This window comes from Bacillus paranthracis (genome assembly GCF_001883995.1).
GTDB lineage: Bacteria > Bacillota > Bacilli > Bacillales > Bacillaceae_G > Bacillus_A > Bacillus_A paranthracis.
On the sequence record NZ_MACE01000008.1, the window covers coordinates 68,005 to 91,973 of the forward strand.

Consider the following 23,969-nt stretch of genomic DNA (forward strand, 5'->3'; position numbering starts at 1 on the left):
GATTAAAAAATCCAATTCCAAATAGTGAATAGACCAACAATGGTAGAAAAGAGAAGGGAAGCAAGCAATGCTAGACAGCCAAAAGGAACTAGCTTATCTTGCCATGTTTCTTTATAATCATAAATTAGCTCCTCTGCTACTTTCATCTGCACGGAAGATAACGGTTGAGCTTTATACAAACCTTTTAAATGGTTAGAATCGCCTTTAAACTTTAAAGCACGTGCAATATGATGAGGATTATTTCCCATTGATTTTTCAAATAATAAACATGATTCATGCATAATATCTGTTTTATGCTTCTCTAGATACCAGTAACGTCCAGCCATTTCTGGATATTGTAATTTATAATAAATATCTCCGAGTTGTTTTCGAAGATGTAATTCATTTGGGTATGTAAAAATGAGGCCATGCAATCTATCTCTTGCTTTTCCAAGATTATTCTTTTCAATATCCTCTTCAATTCTTTTTAATGTTTTTCCAGGGATTTTATTGGTCATAAACTCCTCCTTATTTTGTATAGAGATAATTATATTTTATAAGAAATACTAAAAATTAGAAATTCTATTTTCAAAAAAGATTGTACATTTCATTTTAAGTATGCTATGATAATATCAGTTGAATAGTTAAATTAAGCAATCCATATATTATCAAGTGCTGAAAACGAACGAGAAAAAGTATGTGAGAACTAGTTTATGTTTCGTATTTGATAATGTGTGGATTCTTTTTTTAGATAGGAAAACTAAAAATTTTAAAAAATGTATTTTCTTAGGAGGAAATAATTATGGCAGTAACAGGACAAGTAAAATGGTTTAACAACGAAAAAGGCTTCGGTTTCATCGAAGTTCCAGGCGAAAACGACGTATTCGTACACTTCTCTGCAATCGAAACTGAAGGTTTCAAATCTCTAGAAGAAGGTCAAAAAGTTAGCTTCGAAATCGAAGAAGGTAACCGTGGACCTCAAGCTAAAAACGTAATCAAACTATAATTTTATAGTTGATGATGGAAAAAAGGATGGCTAATGCCATCCTTTTTTTAGGTTGTGGAGAAAGTTTCCCCAGAGCCTGTTTTTTATATCTAAATCTCTTTTTCTATGTTACAACGGGTGAAAAATTATCTGGAATGCGTATTAGTTTCTGTAGAAGAATTAGTTCAGCAAGAGCATTTGCTGCGTATGATAGTAAATAACTATAAATTTGTATTCTCTGTTGAAATGGGGAAATCTTTTCCAGATAGACCTTGAGTATCATCTTTTTTGTTAGCATTGTTGTTAGAATTTTGTTCGTCTTGAGATAATGTTTCTAACATTTGTTCTTGCTCCTTACTAGGGGTATTCAGAGCATCTGATGGGACGCTATTAATCTGTTGGCTTAATAGACTTTTTTTCTCCATATTATACAGCTCCTTTTTGGAATTAGATAAAAAACGAATGTAATCATAAATAATCACTTACATATTTTGTGTTTTGAAGTGGAATTATATACAAAACTTATATTGCAGATTTAACGAGTTAAAAAGTTGCTAGTGATTTATAAAGGTGAAGTTCTTAATAAAAATGGGTAACACGTACAAGTACTTTTTAACGTAGTGGATAATTTTTTATATGTAATAATATTAGAAAATAAAGGGGATACAGGGACACTCGGAAGAAAATATGAATATGAAGAAGAGTAAAAGGCTTTCCCAAATAGAAAGCCTTTTACTCTTCTTTTTCAACTTTTTTCCTCGCGCTTTTCTTACATTCAGAGCATTTCGATTTACGAAAAGGCTTTGCAAAAAATAATAGAATAAAAAATAAAGCGAATATAATGCTAGCTGGGTTGTTCACGATCACAATGCTGCTATTTTTCATGTGAATCGTTGGTTGCATTTCTTTTTCTTTCATAGTGGACCTCCATATATTGGATTTTTATTTTAATTATAGCAAAGTTAATTGTCTTAATGATGCGAAATGAGGAAGTAGTTGTAAATATTTATAGGTAGTATAAATAGATTTTGTATAGGTTTATTATTATAAAAATAATATATTTTTATTTTATAATTTAAAAGGTATTTGACAAATAATAAAGTATTGTAAAAAAGCGGAATCTGTAAGCCATTTCCTTTTCATAGATGCTAAAATTATACATGCAGCTGCTAATATAAATAGAAAAAAGGAGATAGTGGAATATGGAAAGTAAAGTAGAACGCTACGTCGAAAACTATGTTGTAAATAAAAATACAATGGCCTTACTTCCTGTAATTCTCAGTGAAAAGAAAATTGTTACGCGAGTTGTTGAAGTGCAAGACTCTTTTTTCGTATTTCAAAAACCTCTAGATATTATAGAAAGAAGTTGTCGCAAGCATGGTTCTAGTTTCTTAGGCAGAAAAGAAGGAACGAAAGAGTTAACTCACATTACACATAAAGCACCAATTGCAATTAGTCCGACCGATCAACTTTATTTTTTCCCTACCTATTCGTATTCTAGAAAAGAGTGCGCGTGGTTATCTCATTTTTATATTGAAAGCAATAAAGAATTAAAAGATGGAAACCTTATTATCCGATTTATAAATGGTTTTGCTGTGAAGTTAGAGATATCGAAAACTAGTTTTGAAAATCAACAAAATCGTACTGCGAAATTGCGAACGGAGTATGAAGATCGTAGGAAAAAACAAGGGAATCCTTGCTTTAAAGAGGTTGATCAAAGGGATGAATCAACATTAAGACCAGCTTATGAGAGAGTGTATGTTGTTAGAGAAGAGGATGTATGAGAGGAAAAGGATGAGGTGACTCATCCTTTTTGATTTCATTATATATACAGTTTACGCTGTAAGATTTATAAACAAAATGAGAGAATGTACAAACTTTTGTTCTCGAAGGGTTCAAGATAATATATAATTACAATATAATGGGAAAATTATACATATTCACTATAGTGTGAACATACAGTATGTTTTTTTCATCCTGTATAAAAAGGAGATGGTATGTTGAAAAGGAACCTGTTATTTTGGGCGCAATATATTCTTGCTTTGCCTATATTTTTTCTTACATTTGTGTTTACTAGTTTCACTGGTAGTCAGTTGATGATAGGCGCTGATAAACAATATTTTGTTTTCACACCTCAAAATACGACAGATTATAGTCAAATTAGTGAAATTGATAAATTGCTATTTGCTTTTTCAATTCAACCGTTTGTCACTATAGTATGTTTTCTGTCAATCGTGTATGTACTGACACTTATTGTCTTTCAAATTATTGAATGTAAGAAGAAAAGAAAGATATTACATAGCCTGCAATATATGATTCTTATACCAATTTTTCTTTATTTGTGGTTAGGAACGATGGAATTTTCCGCAGTTAATTTAACGTGGATAGATAACTGGAAAGATTATCTTATCTTCACTCCTGCAACTATAACGAATGAAGAAGATATATATATGATTGATAAATTTTTATACAAATTTCGAATGGTACCTATTCGGAGTACATTATTAATACTATCTTTCTTACATATGTTAATACTTATCGTGATTGACAGTGTACGCTTGCTAAAAAAATTGCTTGTAAGAACTAGCCATTAGAGGATTGTTTGAGGGTAAAATAATCATCCGTCGCTACCTATATGAAAAAGACTAATTATTACTTTTTGCATTTTCTTCTTTCTCATAAAATGTAACCATTAAGCTATAATCGGCGCGTGTTATTTAAAATAACTTCACGTCCTGTCGAATATTGATAGATTATCATAGCATAATAATGAAGGAATTCTCATGAAAGATATGGAAACTTAATAATTACATCTCCATATGTCGTATCTACCATTTCCTCTTTCATATAGGCAATGATACAGTAGAGGTAGTACTTAGAGTAAAGGGGTAAAGTGTAGAATGGATTTTCAGACGATCAAAGAGTATTTTTCACCAGAAAATATGGATCATATTGTTGAAAGCTATAAAGCGTTCGGACCACTTCTTGGTATTGGGTTACCGATGATAGAGGCGCTAATTCCAGCATTGCCACTTATCGTATTTGTACTGGCGAATGCTGTTGCATTTGGATTTTGGCTCGGTTTTCTTTATTCTTGGCTTGGATCAGTAATGGGTGCCTTACTTGTTTTTTTCATAATCCGCCATTTTGGCCGAAGTCGTTTCTTTTCTTTTGTGAATAAGCATGAGAAAGTACGAAAGGCAATGGGGTGGATTGAAAGGAAAGGGTTCGCACCGATTTTCGTCATCTTTTGTTTTCCGTTTACACCATCTGCGCTTATAAATGTTGTTGCTGGTCTATCTCGCATTAGTGTAAAACAGTTTGGCCTTGCGCTCGCGTTCGGAAAGCTTGTGATGATTTTTATTTTAACGTATATCGGTCATGATTTAATGTCATTTATTCATAATCCGGTGAAATCAGTCATTGTAGCAATTGGTATTTTTATTTTATGGTATGTCGGTAAGAAAATCGAAGTAAAGTTAGAACTACATTAAGAATAGTCTTCTTTGTAAAGGAAAGCTTCATTATTAATGGATAAGGGGAGAAGCGGATGAAGAAAACTTTGAAAAAAGAAGGCATAGAGTGGATACGAACAATTTTAATTGGTGTATTATTAGCTGTATTTTTTCGAACGTTTTTCTTTTCAACGTACGTTGTAGAGGGGAAATCAATGATGCCGACATTGCAAGATGGCAATATGCTCGTTGTAAATAAGGTGAGTTATCAAGTGGGGGACTTGAATAGGTTTGATGTTGTTGTATTTCATGCGAACAAAAAAGAGGACTACGTAAAACGAATTATCGGTTTACCTGGGGATCATATTGAATATAAGCATGATAAACTATATATAAACGGACAATTCGTGGATGAACCTTATCTAGAGAAATATAAGAAAGAGATAAATGGACGACAACTAACAGGTGACTTTACGCTAGAAGAGTTAACGAAGGAAAAAACGGTGCCACCTGGATATATTTTTGTAGTAGGTGATAACCGCCTCGGGAGCTGGGATAGTAGACATTTTGGTTTTGTAAAAGCTGATACAGTTGTCGGTAAAGTTGATTTACGATATTGGCCAATTCAAGAGGTGCAAACGAATTTTTCAAAAGGTTGATATAATAGGTAGAAGTATAGAAAAAGACAAACTACTCCGTTTGTCTTTTTTCGTGTCCTATAATACAATTATAGTAGCAAACTAACGTTCGTTATGTAAGTGAAAGGTGGGGTTACATGTCACTTCGATTTGTGATTGGTAGAGCGGGAAGTGGAAAAAGTACACTTTGTTTACACGAAGTGCAAGAAGAGTTAAAGCAGCGTCCAAGAGGGGAAACAATATTATATCTTGTGCCAGAACAGATGACATTCCAAACGCAGCAGGCGTTAATTGGTAGTGAGGATGTTAGAGGTTCTATTCGGGCACAAGTTTTTAGTTTTTCACGATTAGCGTGGAAAGTATTGCAAGAAGTTGGCGGAGCGAGTCGTCTTCACATTGATGAAGCGGGCGTACATATGTTACTTCGTAAAATTGTAGAGTCTCGTAAAGATGGATTATCGGTATTCCAAAAAGCAGCGGAGCAAAATGGTTTCTTTGAACATCTTGGCAGTATGATTGCGGAGTTTAAACGATATAACGTGACGCCATCAAACGTATATGAAATGTGGCAACAATTAGATGCACATAGTAGCAGTGCTGAACAAAAGCTATTAGCGAATAAAGTGTATGACTTACAGTTATTATATGATGATTTTGAACGTGCTTTAATCGGAAAGTACTTAGATTCAGAAGACTATCTGCAATTGCTAGTGGAAAAGCTTCCGCAGTCTGAATATGTAAAGGGAGCTGAAATTTATATAGATGGTTTCCATTCGTTTTCACCGCAAGAACTAGAAATTGTAAGACAGCTTATGATTTGCGGTGCGAGAGTGACAATTACATTAACGATAGATGAAAAAACGTTAGCGCAGCCAGTAAATGAACTAGATTTATTTTATGAAACGACGTTAACGTATGAAAAAATAAAACAAGTAGCGCGTGAGGAGAAAATAGAAATTGAAAAAACGATTCCGCTTATGGAACAACCGCGTTTTCATTCTCCAGCATTAGCGCATTTAGAAGCTCATTATGAAGCGCGTCCGAATGAGAAATTTAACGGGGAAGCAAGTGTAACGATTCATACGGCCGCGAATTTACGAGCTGAAGTAGAAGGCGTTGCTCGTGAAATTCGTAGACTTGTGGCAGATGAAAACTATCGTTACCGAGATATTGCAGTTCTTCTTCGTAACGGAGAAAGTTATTACGATGTAATGCGGACTCTATTTACAGATTATAATATCCCGCACTTTATCGATGAAAAACGCCCGATGTCACATCATCCGTTAGTAGAATGCATTCGTTCTGCACTCGAGATTATTAGCGGGAATTGGCGTTATGATGCAGTATTTCGCTGCGTGAAAACAGAGCTTTTATATCCATTAGACGTAAGAAAAGAAACGATGCGCGAAGAGATGGATGAGTTTGAAAACTACTGTTTAGCGTACGGTGTACAAGGGAAAAGATGGACTTCTGAAGATCCGTGGATGTATCGCCGCTATCGTTCTCTTGACGATACGGACGGGATGATTACAGACAGTGAACGTGAAATGGAAGAGAAAATAAATCGATTGCGTGACGTTGTAAGAACGCCTGTTATTCGTATGCAAAAAAGACTGAAGCGCGCGGGAACAGTTATGCAAATGTGCGAAGCTGTTTACTTATTTTTAGAAGAGCTTGACGTTCCGAAAAAATTAGAAGCATTACGTATTCGTGCAGAAGAGAGCGGAGATTTCTTATTTGCGACAGATCATGAACAAGTATGGGAAGAAGTAATGAGTCTTCTTGATACGTTCGTTGAGATGCTTGGCGAAGAAAAAATGTCACTTTCTATGTTCACAGACGTTATGTCGACAGGTCTTGAGGCGCTTCAATTCGCAAACATTCCGCCGTCATTAGACCAAGTGTTAATTGCGAATATTGATCGTTCTAGATTATCAAATGTGAAAGCAACATTCGTCATTGGAGTGAATGAAGGTGTGATTCCAGCAGCACCGATGGATGAAGGTATGCTTTCTGATGAAGAAAGAGATGTTCTTAGCGCTGCAGGTATCGAACTCGCACCAACGACGAGACAAACTTTATTAGAAGAACAGTTTGTTATGTACCAAATGGTAACGAGAGCAACTGAGAAATTATACATTTCATGCCCGCTTGCAGATGAGGAAGGGAAGACGTTACTTGCTTCTAGCTTTATTAAGAAAATAAAAAGAATGTTCCCTGATGTGAAAGATACATTTATTACGAACGACGTAAATGATTTATCACGTTCGGAACAAATTTCATTTGTAGCAACACCAGAAGTAACGTTGTCATATGTTATGCAGCAACTTCAAACGTGGAAGCGATATGGATTTGAAGGCAACTTAGACTTTTGGTGGGATGTATATAATTTCTACGTTACTTCAGATGAATGGAAGCAAAAAAGTAGCCGCGTATTATCAAGCTTATTCTACCGAAATCGTGCGCAAAAGCTAAGTACAGCTGTAAGTAGAGATTTATACGGAGATAAAATAAAAGGAAGCGTTTCTCGTATGGAATTATTTAACCGTTGTGCGTACGCTCATTTTGCGCAGCACGGTTTATCGTTAAGAGAGCGTGATATTTTCAAACTTGATGCGCCAGATATCGGAGAGCTCTTCCATGCAGCGCTGAAGAGAATTGCAGATAGGCTATTACGTGAAAATCGTACTTGGGCGGATTTATCAATAAAAGAGTGTGAGCATCTTTCTACTGTAGTAATAGAAGAGATTGCACCGTTATTACAAAGACAAATTTTATTAAGTTCAAACCGTCACTTCTATTTAAAACAAAAACTACAACAAATCATTTTCCGTACGTCAATCATTCTTCGTGAACATGCGAAGTCTAGCGGTTTCGTACCAGTTGATCTAGAAGTGCCATTTGGTATGGGCGGTACAGGATCACTTCCGCCAATGGAATTCTCCTTACCTAATGGTGTGAAGATGGAAGTAGTTGGCCGTATTGACCGTGTTGATAAGGCAGAAGATGAAAAGGGAACATTCCTACGTATTATTGACTATAAATCAAGCTCAAAAGCGTTAGACTTAACGGAAGTGTATTACGGATTAGCACTTCAAATGTTAACGTATTTAGATGTTGTTACTTCAAATGCGCATACGTGGATGAAAAAAGGCGGCACGGCATCACCAGCTGGTGTATTGTATTTCCACATTCATAACCCAATTGTGGAGGTAAAAGGTGACGCATCTGAAGCAGAAATTGAAAAGGAAATTTTAAAGAAATTCAAAATGAAAGGTCTCGTACTAGGAGATGCTGACGTTGTTCGTTTAATGGATAACAAACTTTCAACAGGAAGCTCTGATATTATTTCTGCTGGTCTGAAAAAAGACGGTAGTTTTAGTGCGCGTTCAAGTATTGCCAGTGAACAAGAGTTTAACGTCCTGCAAAAATACGTACACCATACGTTTGAAAATATCGGGAAAGACATTACAGAAGGCGTTATTGATATTGCTCCTTACAAAAAGGGGAATAAAGCGGCATGTACGTTCTGTAACTTCAAATCTGTTTGTCAGTTTGATGAATCACTTGAAGATAACCAATTCCGTACGCTAAAAGATATGAAAGATAGCGAAGCGATGGAGAAAATTAGAGAGGAGGTTGGCGGAGAATGATAGAAAATTGGCCTAAAAAACCAGAAGGTAGTCAGTGGACAGATGACCAGTGGAAAGCCGTTGTAGCGAACGGGCGTGATATTTTAGTTGCGGCTGCAGCAGGATCAGGTAAGACAGCAGTATTAGTTGAACGTATTATTAAAAAGATTATTAATGAAGAGAATCCAGTCGATGTCGACCGCCTGCTCGTTGTAACATTTACGAATGCAGCGGCGCAAGAGATGAAAAACAGAATTGGGGAAGCATTAGAAAAAGTATTAATTGATGAGCCTGGCTCTCAGCACATCCGAAAGCAGCTGAGCTTATTAAATAAAGCTTCCATTTCAACGATCCATTCATTTTGTTTACAAGTTATTAGAGGATACTATTACATGCTTGATGTTGATCCTCGTTTCCGCATTGCGAATCAAACAGAAAATGAATTGTTAAAAGAAGAAGTGTTAGATGACATATTAGAAGAAGAGTATGGGATAGAAGATAATACGATATTCTTTGAACTCGTTGATCGTTATACGAGTGACCGCAGTGACGATGATTTACAACGTATGATTTTAGCGCTTCATACAGAATCAAGAGCGCATCCAAATCCGGAAAAATGGCTCGATAAATTAGTAGAAGCATATGACGTCGAAGGAAAGACAATTGAAGATTTAGTGTACGCCTCTTACTTATTAGAAGATGTGAAATTCCAGCTTGAAACAGCGGAACAGCATATTCGTAAAGCAACGGAACTCGCAATGCTTCCTGACGGTCCAGCGCCCCGTGTTGAAACCCTGCAAGCAGATTTAGTTTTACTTGGAACGTTATCATCAGCTGCTCGTGAGTCATGGACAAGCGTATATGAAGCGATGCAAAACGTATCGTGGCAAACGTTAAAGCGTATTAAGAAAAGTGATTACAACGAGGATGTTGTAAAACAAGTAGACTCCCTTCGTAATAAAGCGAAAGATGAAGTGAAAAAATTACAAGAAGAGCTATTTAGCCGTAAGCCTGAAAGTTTCTTACGAGATTTTCAAGATATGCATCCTGTATTAGAAAAGCTTGTTCAGCTCGTAAAAGTATTTACAGAACGTTTCCAAGCGATGAAGCGAGATAAAGGAATGGTCGATTTCACAGATTTAGAGCATTTCTGTTTACAAATTTTAAGTGAACAAAGTGAAAATGGTGAAATGAAGCCATCAGCAGTAGCGCTTCAATATCGTAATAAATTTGCTGAAGTATTAGTCGATGAATATCAAGATACGAACTTCGTACAAGAATCAATTATTAAATTCGTAACGAAAGATTCTGAGAGTGAAGGAAACTTATTCATGGTTGGTGACGTGAAACAGTCGATTTATCGTTTCCGACTAGCAGAACCAGGATTATTCTTAGGAAAGTATAAACGCTTCACGCAAGAAGGATTAGGCGGCGGAATGAAAATTGACTTAGCGAAAAACTTCCGTAGTCGTCATGAAGTGTTAGCGGGTACCAACTTTATTTTCAAACAAATTATGGGCGAAGAAGTTGGGGAAATCGATTACGATGCTGACGCTGAATTAAAGCTAGGTGCTAGCTATCCAGAAGGTGAAGATGTAGCAGCTGAACTATTGTGCATTCAGCAAACAGAAGAAGAAGTAATAGACGGTGAAGAAGGTGCGGAAGTAGAAAAAGCACAGCTTGAAGCACGTCTTATGGCGCAGCGCATTAAAGCGATGGTTGATTCAGGTTATGAAGTGTATGATCGTAAAACGGATAGTATGCGCCCTGTACAATACCGCGACTTCGTTATTTTACTTCGCTCCATGCCGTGGGCACCGCAAATTATGGAAGAGTTAAAATTGCAAGGAATTCCAGTATACGCTGATCTTGCGACTGGTTACTTTGAAGCGACAGAAGTAAATATTATGATGAACGTATTCCGCGTTATTGATAATCCGATGCAAGATATTCCGCTTGCAGCAGTACTTCGTTCCCCAATCGTTGGATTAAATGATGAAGAACTTGCAACGCTTCGTGCTCATGGGAAGAAAGGATCGTTTTATGAAGTAATGAGCTCATTCTTAAAAGGGGCACCGCTTGAAGAAGAAAAAGAACTACATGATAAATTAGAGTGGTTCTATAACTTATTACAAGGATGGCGTGAATTTGCGCGCCAACAGTCTCTTTCTGATTTAATTTGGAAAGTGTACGGTGAGACAGGTTATTATGACTTTGTCGGTGGTTTACCAGCTGGAAAGCAAAGGCAAGCAAACTTGCGTGTACTATATGACCGTGCAAGACAATATGAAGCAACATCGTTTAGAGGACTATTCCGCTTCTTACGCTTTATTGAGCGTATTTTAGAACGCGGTGATGATATGGGTACGGCGAGAGCTTTAGGTGAACAAGAAGATGTCGTTCGCATTATGACAATTCATAAAAGTAAAGGACTTGAGTTTCCAGTCGTATTTGTCGCTGGACTTGGTCGTCGCTTTAATACACAAGACTTAATGAAGCGTTTCTTACTGCATAAAGACTTCGGTTTTGGTTCGCAATTTATCGATCCTCGTAAACGAATTAAATATACGACATTATCACAACTTGCAATTAAGCGTAAAATGAAAATGGAATTAATCGCGGAAGAAATGCGCGTCTTATACGTAGCGTTAACACGTGCAAAAGAGAAGTTAATTTTAATTGGAACGGTTAAGGATGCAACTAAGGAAATGGAAAAATGGCTGGATGCGAGAGAGCATAGTGAATGGTTATTACCAGATCATATACGTGCCGGAGCGTCTTGCTACTTAGACTGGATTGCACCTTCATTATATAGGCACCGTGATAGTGAAATACTTCTTGAATTAGGACAAGGAAGTGTTCCAGATGAAATTTATGGGTATGACACTAGCTGGAAAGTAGAAGTTGTTGACGGTAACACGTTACTCGCGCCAGAACCGGTTCAAGAAGAGAAACAAGAATTGTTAGAAGCACTTCGTGAGAAAAAGGCCGTTCCCCTGCAAAGTGAACGGAAAGAAGAGGTGTACGATAGATTAATGTGGAAGTACGGATATGAGGAAGCGACATCTCATCGTGCGAAGCAATCTGTTACAGAAATAAAGAGAAATTATCAATCTGAAGAAGGTAGCGATAATGCCTTTATTAAAAAAATACGTGCACCAATTAGGACACGTCCTCGTTTTATGGAGAAAAAGGGATTAACATATGCAGAGCGCGGAACAGCAGTACATGCCGTTATGCAGCATGTTGATTTGAAGAAGTCGATTACAGAAGAAGTGATTCGGGAGCAAATTGCTGGAATGGTAAATAAAGAATTATTAACATTCGAGCAGGCGGAAGAAATTGCGATTGAAAAAGTAATTTCATTCTTTGATAGTGACCTAGGTAAAAGGGTATTAGCGGCGAAAAGTGTTGAGCGTGAAGTACCATTTACGATGATGCTTGCAGCAGAAGAAGCGTATCAAGATTGGCAAGGGCAGAGCGGGGAATCCATTCTTGTCCAAGGGGTTATTGACTGCATGATTGAAGAGGAAGATGGTATTACTTTAATCGACTTTAAAACGGATACGATTGAAGGGAAGTTCCCAGGTGGATTTGATCAAGCGAAACCAATTTTAGAAGAGCGATATAAAGTCCAGCTTTCGTTATATGCAAAGGCACTTGAGAAAAGCTTACAACATCCTGTGAAAGAGAAATGTTTATACTTCTTTGATGGTAATCATGTTATAAAAGTTGAGGAATAGAGGGGCTTGCAAATGGTAACGGAAAAAACGTTAAGAACGTGTGAAAAAGGACATGAGTACTATAAAAGTAGCGATTGTCCAACTTGCCCAACCTGTGAGAAAGAGAGAACGCCAAAAGAAGGGTTTCTTTCCCTTCTTTCAGCGCCAGCAAGAAGGGCGCTAGAGCATCATGGAATTCATACTGTAGAAGAACTCTCAAAGTATAGCGAGAAAGAAATTTTAAAACTACATGGTATGGGACCTGCGTCGATGCCGAAGCTTAGAAAGGCTTTGGAGGAACAAGGATTATCATTTAAATAAAAAGAGTGCTATGCTCTTCTAGAAGAAATAGAAAAGAGTCCATCACGTTAGATGGACTCTTTTACTATCTACCTATAAAGAGTAATTACAGGGTAACTGTTTGATTAAGCTGTTCCAATCTGGTCTTGATCCGCCACATCAGAATCAAACGTATTTGTTGCACTAACACCGTTAAAAGTATTCACGACAAATCCAACATTGGAAGCTCCAGATCCATTATAAGCTTTCGTATTTTCTTTCGGAGAAACGTTATAAAAATCCCCTAAATTGAAAGAACCATTACTGTTTTGCACGACGAGATTTCCAACAACAGAAGGCATACCATCCACCTACTTTACTAAACTTTGTAATTACTATATGAATTATTGTGCGGAAGGTTCATCTGTAATATATTGGCGAATTTGCATAATACGAGAGTTATTAAAAACATAATCAACATTTCCAATTTGAAATCCACCAGAGTTTAAAAGTGTGCGCAATTCAACATTATTTACTTCAATAAAAGGACATTCATTTACAATGTTTAAATTTACATCTGTCGTTCGTTTTGGGATTGTGATGTGTTCATCTGTAAAGATTTCAAATGCATCTAAGCGACCTTCGTCTTTTATATAACAAGGGAATTCCCGGTGAACGGCAAGAGCTCTACTTTTTAATTCCATTTGATTGGCATCTCCAACTTGAAATACGGCAGCAATCCCTAACGAAACAATAGAAACATTTTGGACAATAGACACGTGATGTAACATAATTTCTCAGTCTCCTTAACCTGGAGTAGGAGGGACATCTGTTACTAATGGCACAAATGGACCCTCTGTAACAGTTTCAAACGGCGTATCAAGAATAGAAGATAGAATGAGGAAATTTGCATCCCCAATTAAAAAGAGTGCGGACGACGATACACCGTTCATTTTAATCTGTCCGACTTTGAACTCGCGGTTTACAACGTTAAGGTTCATACATACTTACTCCTTTCGGAAATTGCCCGGTATGTGTTGAATAAAAGAGAGGAAGGCTTTGTCGATATCATGTTTCATAGCTTGGATAATGATATCTCGTAAATAATCTGGATCTGTTGAAATCCCTTCATGTGATTGTGCTTGTGATAAATAATAAGGAAGTCTATGCTCCATCTGTTTCTTTATGTCGTCAACCATCATTTGTCGATACATTTCATCGAGCGGCGTTCTCTCTTCTTGTTCAAAATGGAGAATTCGATTATATGCTTCTTCATCTAAGTAACGATGCATTTCCTGAAGGATACCTTGGTAAAAGTCTGGGTTTGTATCTGTTTCAGGATTGACCTTCAAAGTTTCCGTGTCAACTTGAAAATCCTCAATTTGTTGTCCTTTTGTTGAAAATGGATTTAATCCAATATTTAAAGTGCCATTTAAATTTTCTACTTTTAATTGATCGAATTTATATTCCACTTTTCCTATAGAAGAGGAGGGGCGACTTTTTAATTCATTAAGCTCTTCTTGTAATTGACGAACTTGATCTTCTAAGTTAAGAATGGTCGCTTGTTGTGCTTGAAGAGCTTGTTGAAGTTGGTGTAAGTAAGTATATATATCTTGATTCATTTGTGAAACCTCCTTTTCAATAGGGAGGGTAAATATATTCCTACTATATATTTATGACAAGGATGTCTTAAGAAGAACTAGTTGATGGTTTGATAGAAATAATTTGTCCTTTTGCCTGTAATGGGCGAAGGGGTTCTGTAAATCCACCAGTATTTGAGAATTTAGATAGGGCTTTAATACTTCCGGCAGTACCAATTTGGAATACAGAAGAGGTTGTAATGCTATCAATTTTAATACTGTTAATGATGATGCTTTGGTTTACATAAAAATTCAATACAATCGCCCCCTTTAAGTTGAACCAATTATCGCTTGATCAACGACATCTGAATCATTAACAGTCGTTGCGCTTTGATAATTGTAGACAGAAACGTTATCTCCAACGTTAAAAGAGCCGGCCCCAGCGAAAGCGCGTGAATAACTAATAGGCCTAATCGCAAATACATCTCCAATATGAAAAATACCACTTGATCCAATATTGACGATACGAATATGTCCGACCATAGCTGGCATACAAAACACCTTTCGTTTTTAAAATTTTCTTTTCTATTATTGTATGGGCGTTTTCAATAAAATGTGTGTTTTTTTGAAATAAAAGAAACACACACGTTATTGTGTGTGCGTGTCGAGTGTTTGGTTAGGGTGAACATCCGTATGTACATGCCAAATTACATTTAAGAGTTTGTCCAGTTCTTGGCTGCAGTCCACTGTTTTTTGAGAAGTCATTCCATAGCGTTCAGCAAAATAAATCATTTTTTCACGTTTTTTTTCAATCGCTTGCTCAAACATTGAAATCGGCTCCATCTCTAAATGAAATTTTTAGTATATATGTAGTACATATTATACGAAAATTCCATAAAAAAGAAATATGTTCGCTAAAAAAAGTAAAATTTCTACATTTTATGCCAAATAATAAAGGAGTAACGAATAGGGTATGAGAAGAATATTGTAAAAATTAGCGTGTATGAGAAGGTTTTTTTCTTACGGATGCGAATACAATTAAAAGGTATGAGTTTTAGGATGGAGAGTGGAAATGTTGCGTTTGGTAACGGCGAAAAAAGAAGAAAAGGTATTTGTAGGTATTGTGGATGAAGAAGAAGAAAAGGTATTGCACTTAAGAGAAGCGCAAAGGCAAAAGGGAGAAAAGGTTACAATCCCTATTACAATGTTAGAATGTATTGAAAGAGGAACCGAATGTGTTGAAAAAATGTGTGAAATTGTCAATTGGGCGAAGGAAAATGAAGGAACGGCGTATTACCCGTTAACTGAGGTGAAAATATTAGCACCAATTCCAAGGCCAAGGAAGAATATTTTGTGCGTTGGAAAAAATTATCGTGAGCATGCGATGGAAATGGGCGGCGTAGAGTCAATTCCAGAAAATATAATGATCTTTACGAAAGCACCAACGACAGTGATTGGAATGGATGAAAAAATTAATAGTCATCCCCACGCAACAAATGAATTAGACTATGAAGGGGAACTAGCTATCGTCATTGGTAAGCGAGGGAAACAAATAAAAAAAGAAAAAGCGCTTGAGCATGTTTTTGGTTATACCATTATAAATGATATAACTGCTCGCGATATTCAAAGGAAGCATAAGCAATTTTTCCTTGGAAAAAGTTTCGATACATTTTGTCCGATGGGACCGTATTTAATTCATAAATCGATGGTTAGTGCGCCAAATGCGTTACACATTGAAACGGTAGTAAATGGAGAAGTAAGACAAACTTCAAATACAAATAAAATGATTTTTTCAATAGAAGAAATCATTTCAACGATAAGTAAAGGAATGACATTAGAACCAGGAGATATTATCGCAACAGGAACCCCGGCTGGTGTTGGAAAAGGTTTCACACCACCGAAGTTTTTGCATGCCGGTGATGAAGTAGTTGTTACAGTAGAAGGAATTGGTACTTTGCGAAATGTAGTGAAGTGAAGAAAAGAGCTATCTTATTAATAAGATAGCTCTTTTCTATGGTCTTGGGTGATAGAGGTAATCGATAACGGAAAAAGTGTAAAGACCAATGACTGCAAGTGTACAAATGCCAAATAGTATAACCGTAAGTGCGCTTTTTTCGCGTCCAAAACCAATGATAGTAAGAATAACAGTAGTCCAAAATGATGCTTTCAGTAGTGTGAATGTAGTGGGAGTTGAGTAGTGACTAAGCGATGTTACGGAAAGTAGGAAGCCAAAGAATGTAACTAAAAGAAAAGTTGTAGCTAAATAGTTAATATGTTTGCCGTATCTTAATAACATATCGCACCTCCTTTATGAATTTAAAATACAGAAAATTACAATTTTATTTTAGTATAAATCAATATAAAATGAAAGAGGTTGTCCCAACATGTAGGACAACCTCTCTATTATTACGATAATACAGCTTTAATTTTTTGGAATGCCCACTCTAAATCTTCTTCAGAGATTACTAGAGGTGGTGCGATACGAATTACGTTTTCGTGTGTTTCTTTACATAACAGTCCAGCTGCTTTTAGTTGTTCACAGTAAGGGCGAGCTGGCTCGTTTAATTCGATACCGATAAATAAACCTTTACCGCGAACTTCAGTAATCATTGGGTTATCGATTTCTTTTAATTGTCCAACTAATTTTTCACCTAATTGAAGAGAACGCTCTGTTAATTTTTCTTCTTCTAACACTTCAAGAGCTGCGATAGAAACAGCACATGCAAGTGGATTACCACCGAATGTAGAACCGTGAGAACCTGGCTCAAATACCCCTAAAATGTCGCGGTTTGCTGCAACGCAAGAGATTGGGAATACGCCGCCGCCAAGCGCTTTACCAAGTATGTACATGTCAGGAGTTACACCGTCCCAGTCACAAGCAAATACTTTACCAGTACGGCCTAAGCCAGTTTGGATTTCATCTGCTACGAATAAAACGTTTTCTTTTTTACATACTTCAAGAGCTTCTTTTAAGAAACCAGCTGGGGGGATGTTAATCCCTGCTTCACCTTGGATTGGCTCTAAAATGAATGCAGCTGTGTTTGGTGTAATAGCAGCTTTTAACGCTTCTAAATCACCGTAAGGAATTACAACGATGCCAGGAAGCATTGGACCGAATCCGCGCTTGTACTCTTCGTTTGAAGACATAGAAACAGCACCCATCGTACGTCCGTGGAAGTTATCTTCACAAACGATAATTTCAGCACGGTTTGCTTCTACTTTCTTCACATCATAAGCCCAGCGGCGAGCTGTTTTAATTGCAGTTTCAACAGCTTCTGCACCTGTATTCATTGGAAGTACCATTTCTTTATTAGTTAGTTTCGCAACTTTTTCGTACCAAGGACCTAATTGATCGCTATGGAAAGCACGAGAAGTTAACGTAACACGATTAGCTTGGTCAATTAAAGCGTTAATAATTTTTGGGTGACGATGACCTTGGTTTACTGCAGAATATGCACTTAATAAGTCCATATAGCGGTTTCCTTCAGGATCTTCTACCCAAACGCCTTCTGCTTTAGAAATAACGATTGGAAGTGGGTGATAGTTATTTGCACCGTATGTGTCTGTAAGTTCGATAATATCCTTAGTTTGAATCATGATTGTTCCCCCTTTTGTTATTACAAGAAGTTTGTAAATACTCTAAATATTATAGCATTTAAATGTAAAAAAGCGAAACATTTCCTGAAAATAAATGAACATGTTATCATATAGAGTGAAAAAGTGTGAAAAGAGGAGGTAAGGGATACGATGGTACATATGCATATTACAGCATGGGCGTTAGGTTTAATTTTATTCTTCGTTGCGTATTCACTTTATTCAGCAGGAAGAAAAGGGAAAGGTGTACATATGGGGCTTCGTCTTATGTACATTATCATTATTGTGACAGGTTTCATGTTGTACATGGGTATTATGAAGACTGCAACAAGTAACATGCACATGTGGTATGGTTTAAAAATGCTAGCTGGTATTTTAGTTATCGCTGGAATGGAAATGGTTCTTGTGAAAATGAGCAAGAACAAGGCAACGGGGGCATTCTGGGGATTATTTATTATCGCGCTTGTAGCGGTATTTTATCTAGGACTGAAATTACCGATTGGTTGGCAAGTATTCTAATAAAGAAAATAAAACCACCTTATAATCTCAAATGTTTGGGAGATAAGGTGGTTTTTTATTTTATGTTGCATCGATATGCAACTCTTCTCCGTTTACTTTCGTAAAACGAAACATATTTTTATTTGACGTAGCGTGACGAACGAAATGGTGCTGCAGTGTACAAATCATCTCTTCGTTATCAAATAAAAGAATATTTACTCCTTCGCATGCTTCCTCTTTCGATAAAAAGGATAAATAATTATGACAATACATGCAATCATATAAAGAGTAATGAAGTGATTGCAATGCCTCTGTTAATAAGGCGAAGACAGAGTCAGGTAATTCCTCAAGCCATTCTGTATAGCTAAGGAGTAATTTTTTACGAATGCGTATCATTTCCCCATTTTGCAAATGGTGCTGTTCGTTGGCAATTTGTAATATATCTTGTTCATAGAAACGAGCCGGTAGCCAGTTGTTGTTATATAAAATTTCAAATCCATCTTCGGCAATATCTTCTAATAAAAATGCTTCCTCATTTTCATCATCAAAGAATACCCATTCATTGTTTATATATTCTACATTACCGACCGTATGAGCGCGAGGCTGGTTATATAAAATATGGTTACGTTGTATCATACACGATTTCTCCTTTTGAAAAGTAGTTATTCCTGTTATAGACAGTTCGTGCATTCTTTATAACTAGACACATCTACACATAGGTGGGCATACAATAAAACACGTTTTACTGAGTGAAAATGCTATTCCGTATATGGATAGTAGGTTATCGTCAAGTTTTTCATTTTGTAATCCGCACCTCTTAGGGTGGGGATTACTGCACGTTCAAGAAAAGAAATAAGATGGAAGGATGATTTATATGTGCGGGATTACAGGATGGGTGGATTATAAACGCTCATTAGAAGGAGAACGGGATGTCGTTACGAAGATGGCTGAGACGTTAGCGAAGCGTGGCCCAGATGATAATAAAGTTTGGATTAAAGGCAATGTCGCATTTGGGCATAAACGGTTAATCGTTGTTGATCCTGAAGGTGGTAAGCAGCCGATGACTTGCTTAAAGGACGAAGCGAATTATGCAATTTGCTATAACGGCGAACTGTATAACACGGAAGATATTCGAAAGGAACTATTAAGAAGAGGATATACGTTCAAAGGTCATTCTGATACGGAAGTACTATTAGCATCGTATATGGAATGGAAAGAAGAATGTGTCGATCATTTAAACGGTATATATGCGTTTGCTGTATGGGATGAACAGAAAGAACAAGTGTTTATTGCACGTGATCGATTAGGTGTAAAACCGCTATTTTATAAATATGACAGTGGGCGATTACTATTTGGCTCAGAGTTAAAAGCGGTATTGGCGCATCCAGATGTGAAGGCGGAAGTGACGTTAGAAGGATTATCTGAAATATTTGGCCTTGGACCATCTAGAACGCCTGGTCACGGAATTTATGCTGGTATAAAAGAATTACGTCCAGGTCATGCGATGACATTTTCAAAGAACGGTTTATGCATATGGAGATATTGGAATGTAGAAAGTAAAAAGCATGAAGATTCCTTTGAAGAAACAGTAGAAAAAACACGCTTTTTATTACAAGATGCGATTACAAGGCAGCTCGTTTCTGATGTACCATTATGTACTTTTTTATCAGGCGGTGTAGATTCAAGCGCTATAACAGCAATTGCTGCAAAAGAATACGAAAGATCAGGAAAAGGGCAATTACACACATATTCGATTGATTACGAAGATAATGACAAATACTTTAAAGCAAATGCGTTTCAGCCAAATTCAGATGCACCATTTATTCATTTGATGACTGAAACGTTTCAAACAATCCATCATCGCTGCGTCATTTCAAATGAACAATTAGCGCAGTATTTAACAGAAGCAGTACTCGTTCGCGATTTACCTGGTATGGCAGATATTGATTCGTCATTATTATGGTTTTGTCGTGAGATTAAACAAGATTTTGTCGTCGGTCTATCTGGGGAATGTGCAGATGAAATATTTGGTGGTTATCCGTGGTTTTATAGAGAGGATGATTTACAATCGAGTGCATTTCCGTGGATGCGCTCTACAGAAGCGCGTGAACAACTGCTAAAGAAAGAATGGAGAAATAAATTAAACTTACAACAATATGTACAACAGCGCTATGAAGAGTCCATTCAAGAAGTTCCTATTTTAGAGGGAGAAAGCCCAATTGAAGCAAAGAGACGACAATTATTTTATTTAAATATGGTATGGTTTATGACAACATTATTAGACAGAAAAGACCGTATGAGTATGGGTGCAAGCTTAGAAGTACGCGTTCCATTTGCGGATCACCGACTTGTCGAATATGCTTGGAATATTCCTTGGGAAATGAAAATGTATAAAAATCGCGAAAAAGGTCTATTACGTAAAGCGTTAGAAGGATTACTTCCAAATGACATCTTATATAGAAAGAAGAGCCCGTATCCGAAAACACATAATCCGCACTATACGAAAGCAGTAACAGTATGGCTACAAGATTTATTAACAGATAAAGGATCGATTTTACACGAACTATTTGATAAAGAACAGCTGAGCGGATTAATTGAGTCAGGCGGCAGTGCATTCCAAACGCCATGGTATGGTCAATTAATGACTGGGCCACAACTTTTAGCTCATTTAGCACAAATTCACGTTTGGTTTAAAGAATATGGAGTAAATATTAAAGAATAGGAGAAAAGCGACTTACTTTATAAGTAAGTCGCTTTTTATTAAATAAATTGTCATATAAAATTCAAAATCATATTAGAAAAAATACTTATTTAGAATAATTATCTTTACGTACTTATTATTAGTTGTTATAATTGGAAACAAATGTTCTTGAAAAAGATTCTCATTTATAAAATTGAGGTGTTATATAGATGAAAAAGAAAAAAATAGGTTTACTCGTAATGGCGTATGGAACGCCGGATTCATTAGATGAAGTAGAGGCATATTATACACATATTCGTCATGGGCGTAAGCCGTCCGAAGAAGCACTCCAAGATTTAATTGGACGTTATAAAGCGATTGGTGGAATTTCACCGCTTGCAAAAATTACGAAAGAGCAAGCGCATAAATTAACAGACTCAATGAATAATATGTTTACAGAGTATGAATTTAATTGTTACTTAGGCTTAAAACATACTGCTCCGTTTATAGAAGATGCAGTAGAAGAGATGAAGCGCGATGGAATTGAGCAAGCGATTAGTATCGTATTAGCGCCGCATTATTCTACCTTTAGCATTAAGGCATATAACGAGCGTGCAATTCGTCTCTCGGAGAAAATAGGTGGTCCTGTTATTGAGCCGATTGACCAATGGTACGATGAACCGAAGTTTATTTCGTATTGGGCAGATCAAATAAAAGAAACATTTACAAAAATTGAAGATAAAGAGAAAGCGGTTGTAATTTTTTCAGCGCATAGTTTACCAGAAAAAATTATTGCAGCAGGTGATCCTTATGTGGAGCAATTGCAGCATACGGCGGATTTAATCGCAGCAGCTGCAAACATCCAAAACTATACAATAGGTTGGCAAAGTGCCGGAAATACATCTGATCCATGGATTGGACCGGATGTACAAGATTTAACGAGAGATTTATTTGAAGAGCATAGATATAAATCTTTCATATATTGCCCAGTTGGTTTTGTGGCAGAGCATTTAGAAGTTTTATATGACAACGATTACGAGTGTAAAGTTGTGACGGATGAATTAAATGCTGCGTATTTTAGACCAAATATGCCGAATGCACAATCTACATTTATTGATTGTTTAGCTACAATTGTTTCCAGAAAAATGAAAGAAATAGTTGACAAAGAACTAATTTTGAATAATAATTAATTTATAATAATTTTAAATAAATAATAATTACTATGAAAGAAAGAGGAGGATCCCCCTAGATGAATCCAAATAATCGCTTAACAACAAACCAAGGTGCTCCGGTCGGAGATAACCAAAATTCTCGTACAGCTGGTCGCCGTGGACCGGTATTATTAGAAGACTATCATTTAGTAGAAAAATTGGCTCACTTTGATCGTGAACGTATTCCAGAGCGTGTTGTGCACGCACGTGGTGCAGGTGCTCATGGTGTATTCGTTACGAAAAATAGCATGAAGCAATATACGAAAGCAGCATTTTTACAAAATGAAGGAACTGAAACGCCTGTATTTGTTCGTTTTTCAACGGTTATTCATGGTCAAGGTTCTCCTGAAACAGCACGTGATCCACGCGGTTTCGCTGTTAAATTTTATACAGAAGAAGGAAATTACGATATTGTAGGTAACCATTTACCAGTCTTCTTCATTCGTGATGCAATTAAATTCCCTGATATGGTGCATTCTTTAAAACCAGCACCTGATACAAATATTCAAACACCAGATCGTTACTGGGATTTCATGACGTTAAGTCCAGAATCTACACATATGATGACATGGGTATTTTCTGATTACGGTACACCAGCAAGCTATCGTGAAATGGAAGGTTTCGGTGTACATTCATTCAAATGGATTAATGCGGAAGGTAAAATCGTCTACATTAAATATCATTGGAAGCCACAGCAAGGTGTACGTAACTTAAGTGCAAAAGAAGTGCAAGAAGTACAAGGAAAAGACTTCAACCATGCAACTCGTGACTTATTCGATGCAATCGAAAAAGGAAATTACCCGAAATGGGATTTACACGTACAAGTGATGCAACTAGATGAAATGGATTCTTTAGACTTTGATCCACTGGACCCAACGAAAGTATGGCCAGAAGATCGTTTCCCATTAATGGAAGTAGGGACAATGACGTTAAATCGTAACCCGAAAAACTTCTTTGCGGAAGTAGAACAAGTAGCGTTCTCTCCAAGTGCAACTGTAAATGGTATTGAACCATCTGAAGATAAATTATTACAAGGTCGTTTATTCTCTTATCCAGATACACAGCGTTACCGCCTTGGTGCAAACTACTTACAAATTCCTGTAAACTGTCCATACGCAGCTGTTCATAATCAACAACGTGATGGTGCGATGCAAATCAATCAAAACCCATCTACAATTAACTATGAACCGAGCCGTCATGCTGAAAATCCAGTTGAAGACCCAGCTTACCGCGATTCAACTATGAAAGTAGAAGGCTATGTATCTCGTGAGAAAATTGACAAACCAAATGATTTCAAACAAGCGGGTGAGCGTTACCGTTCATTCTCTAAAGAAGAGCAAGACAACTTAATTGCAAACTTAACAAATGACTTAAAAGACGTAAATGAACGTACGAAATTACTAGCTGTATGTAACTTCTTCCGTGCAGATCAAGAGTACGGTATGCGTTTAGCGCAAGCATTAAACGTTGATATTACGCAATATGTAGGAAATGCTCCGAAATAAATTGGAAAAGACGACTGTTATGAAACGGTCGTCTTTTTTTGTTTATGTAAAGTTACACACGGGTATTCTTCAGTTTCATTATGTCGGAATTTGTTGGTAAATCGATATATCGTGTCGAAACGTCGATATATTGAAATAATCGCTGATATATTTGAAAAATCGTCGATATATCCGAAGAATCGCTGATATATTTACAGGAATACTAGCTGGG

At 36.7% G+C, this 23,969-nt stretch carries 27 protein-coding genes; 14 read left to right on the forward strand and 13 right to left on the reverse strand.

Translation table 11 applies throughout. The features are described 5' to 3' along the window. Positions 1-2 precede the first annotated feature (2 nt). On the reverse strand, positions 3-497 hold the full coding sequence (locus BAQ46_RS02045; RefSeq protein WP_071741561.1) for a DUF6584 family protein: 495 nt from the start codon (positions 495-497) through the stop codon (positions 3-5). A gap of 284 nt (positions 498-781) precedes the next feature. Between BAQ46_RS02045 and cspA the strand changes: the two genes are divergently transcribed. Together cspA and BAQ46_RS30870 are read left to right on the forward strand one after the other, a co-directional pair. Next, complete coding sequence (gene cspA, locus BAQ46_RS02050) at positions 782-985, forward strand: RNA chaperone/antiterminator CspA (RefSeq protein ID WP_000301522.1); 204 nt, start codon at positions 782-784, stop codon at positions 983-985. A gap of 14 nt (positions 986-999) precedes the next feature. Next, positions 1,000-1,185 (forward strand): hypothetical protein, encoded by a 186-nt coding sequence (locus BAQ46_RS30870; RefSeq protein ID WP_211275840.1) that lies wholly within the window; start codon positions 1,000-1,002, stop codon positions 1,183-1,185. Here the strand turns inward: BAQ46_RS30870 and BAQ46_RS02055 are convergent, their stop codons facing one another. Together BAQ46_RS02055 and BAQ46_RS02060 are read right to left on the reverse strand one after the other, a co-directional pair. After that, a complete protein-coding gene (locus BAQ46_RS02055; protein WP_000412673.1) occupies positions 1,186-1,389 on the reverse strand; it encodes a hypothetical protein in 204 nt (67 codons plus the stop codon). A 307-nt stretch (positions 1,390-1,696) separates the two neighbouring features. Then, on the reverse strand, positions 1,697-1,882 hold the full coding sequence (locus BAQ46_RS02060; protein ID WP_048557245.1) for a hypothetical protein: 186 nt from the start codon (positions 1,880-1,882) through the stop codon (positions 1,697-1,699). A gap of 284 nt (positions 1,883-2,166) precedes the next feature. Here BAQ46_RS02060 and BAQ46_RS02065 point away from each other — a divergent pair, with 284 nt between their 5' ends. The 7 genes from BAQ46_RS02065 to BAQ46_RS02095 all read left to right on the forward strand — a co-directional run bounded on the left by BAQ46_RS02065 (position 2,167) and on the right by BAQ46_RS02095 (position 12,732). Then, positions 2,167-2,748, forward strand: a complete 582-nt coding sequence (locus BAQ46_RS02065) for a competence protein ComK (protein WP_000444431.1) — start codon at positions 2,167-2,169, stop codon at positions 2,746-2,748. A gap of 213 nt (positions 2,749-2,961) precedes the next feature. Further along, on the forward strand, positions 2,962-3,558 hold the full coding sequence (locus tag BAQ46_RS02070) for a DUF4306 domain-containing protein (RefSeq protein ID WP_071741562.1): 597 nt from the start codon (positions 2,962-2,964) through the stop codon (positions 3,556-3,558). Positions 3,559-3,864: 306 nt separating this feature from the next. Then, positions 3,865-4,458: a TVP38/TMEM64 family protein gene (locus tag BAQ46_RS02075; RefSeq protein ID WP_000347516.1), complete on the forward strand. Its 594-nt coding sequence runs from the start codon at positions 3,865-3,867 to the stop codon at positions 4,456-4,458. A gap of 56 nt (positions 4,459-4,514) precedes the next feature. Beyond that, on the forward strand, positions 4,515-5,078 hold the full coding sequence (gene lepB, locus BAQ46_RS02080; RefSeq protein ID WP_000751900.1) for a signal peptidase I: 564 nt from the start codon (positions 4,515-4,517) through the stop codon (positions 5,076-5,078). Between the two features lie 116 nt (positions 5,079-5,194). After that, entirely contained in the window at positions 5,195-8,710 is a 3,516-nt protein-coding gene (addB, locus tag BAQ46_RS02085) for a helicase-exonuclease AddAB subunit AddB (RefSeq protein WP_071741563.1), read from the forward strand. Continuing rightward, positions 8,707-12,432, forward strand: a complete 3,726-nt coding sequence (gene addA, locus BAQ46_RS02090; protein WP_071741564.1) for a helicase-exonuclease AddAB subunit AddA — start codon at positions 8,707-8,709, stop codon at positions 12,430-12,432. Before addB ends, addA begins: the two co-directional genes overlap by 4 nt. A gap of 12 nt (positions 12,433-12,444) precedes the next feature. After that, positions 12,445-12,732 (forward strand): RNA polymerase alpha subunit C-terminal domain-containing protein, encoded by a 288-nt coding sequence (locus BAQ46_RS02095; protein WP_061131529.1) that lies wholly within the window; start codon positions 12,445-12,447, stop codon positions 12,730-12,732. Positions 12,733-12,836: 104 nt separating this feature from the next. On the opposite strand, the gene gerPF is transcribed toward BAQ46_RS02095, so the two are convergent. The 7 genes from gerPF to BAQ46_RS02130 all read right to left on the reverse strand — a co-directional run bounded on the left by gerPF (position 12,837) and on the right by BAQ46_RS02130 (position 15,098). Beyond that, complete coding sequence (gene gerPF, locus BAQ46_RS02100; protein WP_001141566.1) at positions 12,837-13,052, reverse strand: spore germination protein GerPF; 216 nt, start codon at positions 13,050-13,052, stop codon at positions 12,837-12,839. Between the two features lie 42 nt (positions 13,053-13,094). Further along, a complete protein-coding gene (locus BAQ46_RS02105; protein ID WP_061131530.1) occupies positions 13,095-13,481 on the reverse strand; it encodes a spore germination protein GerPE in 387 nt (128 codons plus the stop codon). A 15-nt stretch (positions 13,482-13,496) separates the two neighbouring features. Continuing rightward, positions 13,497-13,691, reverse strand: a complete 195-nt coding sequence (gene gerPD / locus BAQ46_RS02110; protein WP_001052802.1) for a spore germination protein GerPD — start codon at positions 13,689-13,691, stop codon at positions 13,497-13,499. Positions 13,692-13,697: 6 nt separating this feature from the next. Further along, positions 13,698-14,312 (reverse strand): spore germination protein GerPC, encoded by a 615-nt coding sequence (gene gerPC, locus BAQ46_RS02115; protein WP_001070747.1) that lies wholly within the window; start codon positions 14,310-14,312, stop codon positions 13,698-13,700. A 67-nt stretch (positions 14,313-14,379) separates the two neighbouring features. Continuing rightward, positions 14,380-14,586 carry a spore germination protein GerPB gene (gene gerPB, locus BAQ46_RS02120; RefSeq protein WP_001012508.1) on the reverse strand — a complete coding sequence of 69 codons (207 nt, stop codon included), beginning with the start codon at positions 14,584-14,586 and terminating at the stop codon, positions 14,380-14,382. Between the two features lie 14 nt (positions 14,587-14,600). Beyond that, positions 14,601-14,822 (reverse strand): spore germination protein GerPA, encoded by a 222-nt coding sequence (gene gerPA / locus BAQ46_RS02125; RefSeq protein WP_001111188.1) that lies wholly within the window; start codon positions 14,820-14,822, stop codon positions 14,601-14,603. A 96-nt stretch (positions 14,823-14,918) separates the two neighbouring features. Further along, positions 14,919-15,098 carry an aspartyl-phosphate phosphatase Spo0E family protein gene (locus BAQ46_RS02130; RefSeq protein ID WP_071729538.1) on the reverse strand — a complete coding sequence of 60 codons (180 nt, stop codon included), beginning with the start codon at positions 15,096-15,098 and terminating at the stop codon, positions 14,919-14,921. Positions 15,099-15,342: 244 nt separating this feature from the next. Between BAQ46_RS02130 and BAQ46_RS02135 the strand changes: the two genes are divergently transcribed. Continuing rightward, entirely contained in the window at positions 15,343-16,245 is a 903-nt protein-coding gene (locus BAQ46_RS02135) for a fumarylacetoacetate hydrolase family protein (RefSeq protein WP_000945298.1), read from the forward strand. A gap of 36 nt (positions 16,246-16,281) precedes the next feature. Here the strand turns inward: BAQ46_RS02135 and BAQ46_RS02140 are convergent, their stop codons facing one another. Then, positions 16,282-16,566 (reverse strand): hypothetical protein, encoded by a 285-nt coding sequence (locus tag BAQ46_RS02140; protein ID WP_000926868.1) that lies wholly within the window; start codon positions 16,564-16,566, stop codon positions 16,282-16,284. A gap of 110 nt (positions 16,567-16,676) precedes the next feature. Continuing rightward, positions 16,677-17,867: an ornithine aminotransferase gene (rocD, locus tag BAQ46_RS02145; RefSeq protein ID WP_000616655.1), complete on the reverse strand. Its 1,191-nt coding sequence runs from the start codon at positions 17,865-17,867 to the stop codon at positions 16,677-16,679. Positions 17,868-18,017: 150 nt separating this feature from the next. On the opposite strand from rocD, the gene BAQ46_RS02150 reads away from it, so the two are divergent. Next, complete coding sequence (locus BAQ46_RS02150; protein WP_000233491.1) at positions 18,018-18,383, forward strand: YisL family protein; 366 nt, start codon at positions 18,018-18,020, stop codon at positions 18,381-18,383. A gap of 60 nt (positions 18,384-18,443) precedes the next feature. On the opposite strand, the gene BAQ46_RS02155 is transcribed toward BAQ46_RS02150, so the two are convergent. Next, a complete protein-coding gene (locus BAQ46_RS02155) occupies positions 18,444-18,998 on the reverse strand; it encodes a DUF2777 domain-containing protein (RefSeq protein WP_061131532.1) in 555 nt (184 codons plus the stop codon). Between the two features lie 238 nt (positions 18,999-19,236). Here BAQ46_RS02155 and asnB point away from each other — a divergent pair, with 238 nt between their 5' ends. The 3 genes from asnB (at position 19,237) to katB (ending at position 23,758) form a co-directional block, all read left to right on the forward strand. Further along, positions 19,237-21,084 carry an asparagine synthase (glutamine-hydrolyzing) gene (asnB, locus tag BAQ46_RS02160; RefSeq protein ID WP_071741565.1) on the forward strand — a complete coding sequence of 616 codons (1,848 nt, stop codon included), beginning with the start codon at positions 19,237-19,239 and terminating at the stop codon, positions 21,082-21,084. A gap of 188 nt (positions 21,085-21,272) precedes the next feature. Continuing rightward, positions 21,273-22,232, forward strand: a complete 960-nt coding sequence (gene hemH / locus BAQ46_RS02165) for a ferrochelatase (RefSeq protein WP_071741566.1) — start codon at positions 21,273-21,275, stop codon at positions 22,230-22,232. Between the two features lie 59 nt (positions 22,233-22,291). Further along, a complete protein-coding gene (katB, locus tag BAQ46_RS02170; protein ID WP_001069173.1) occupies positions 22,292-23,758 on the forward strand; it encodes a catalase KatB in 1,467 nt (488 codons plus the stop codon). Positions 23,759-23,969: the final 211 nt, after the last annotated feature.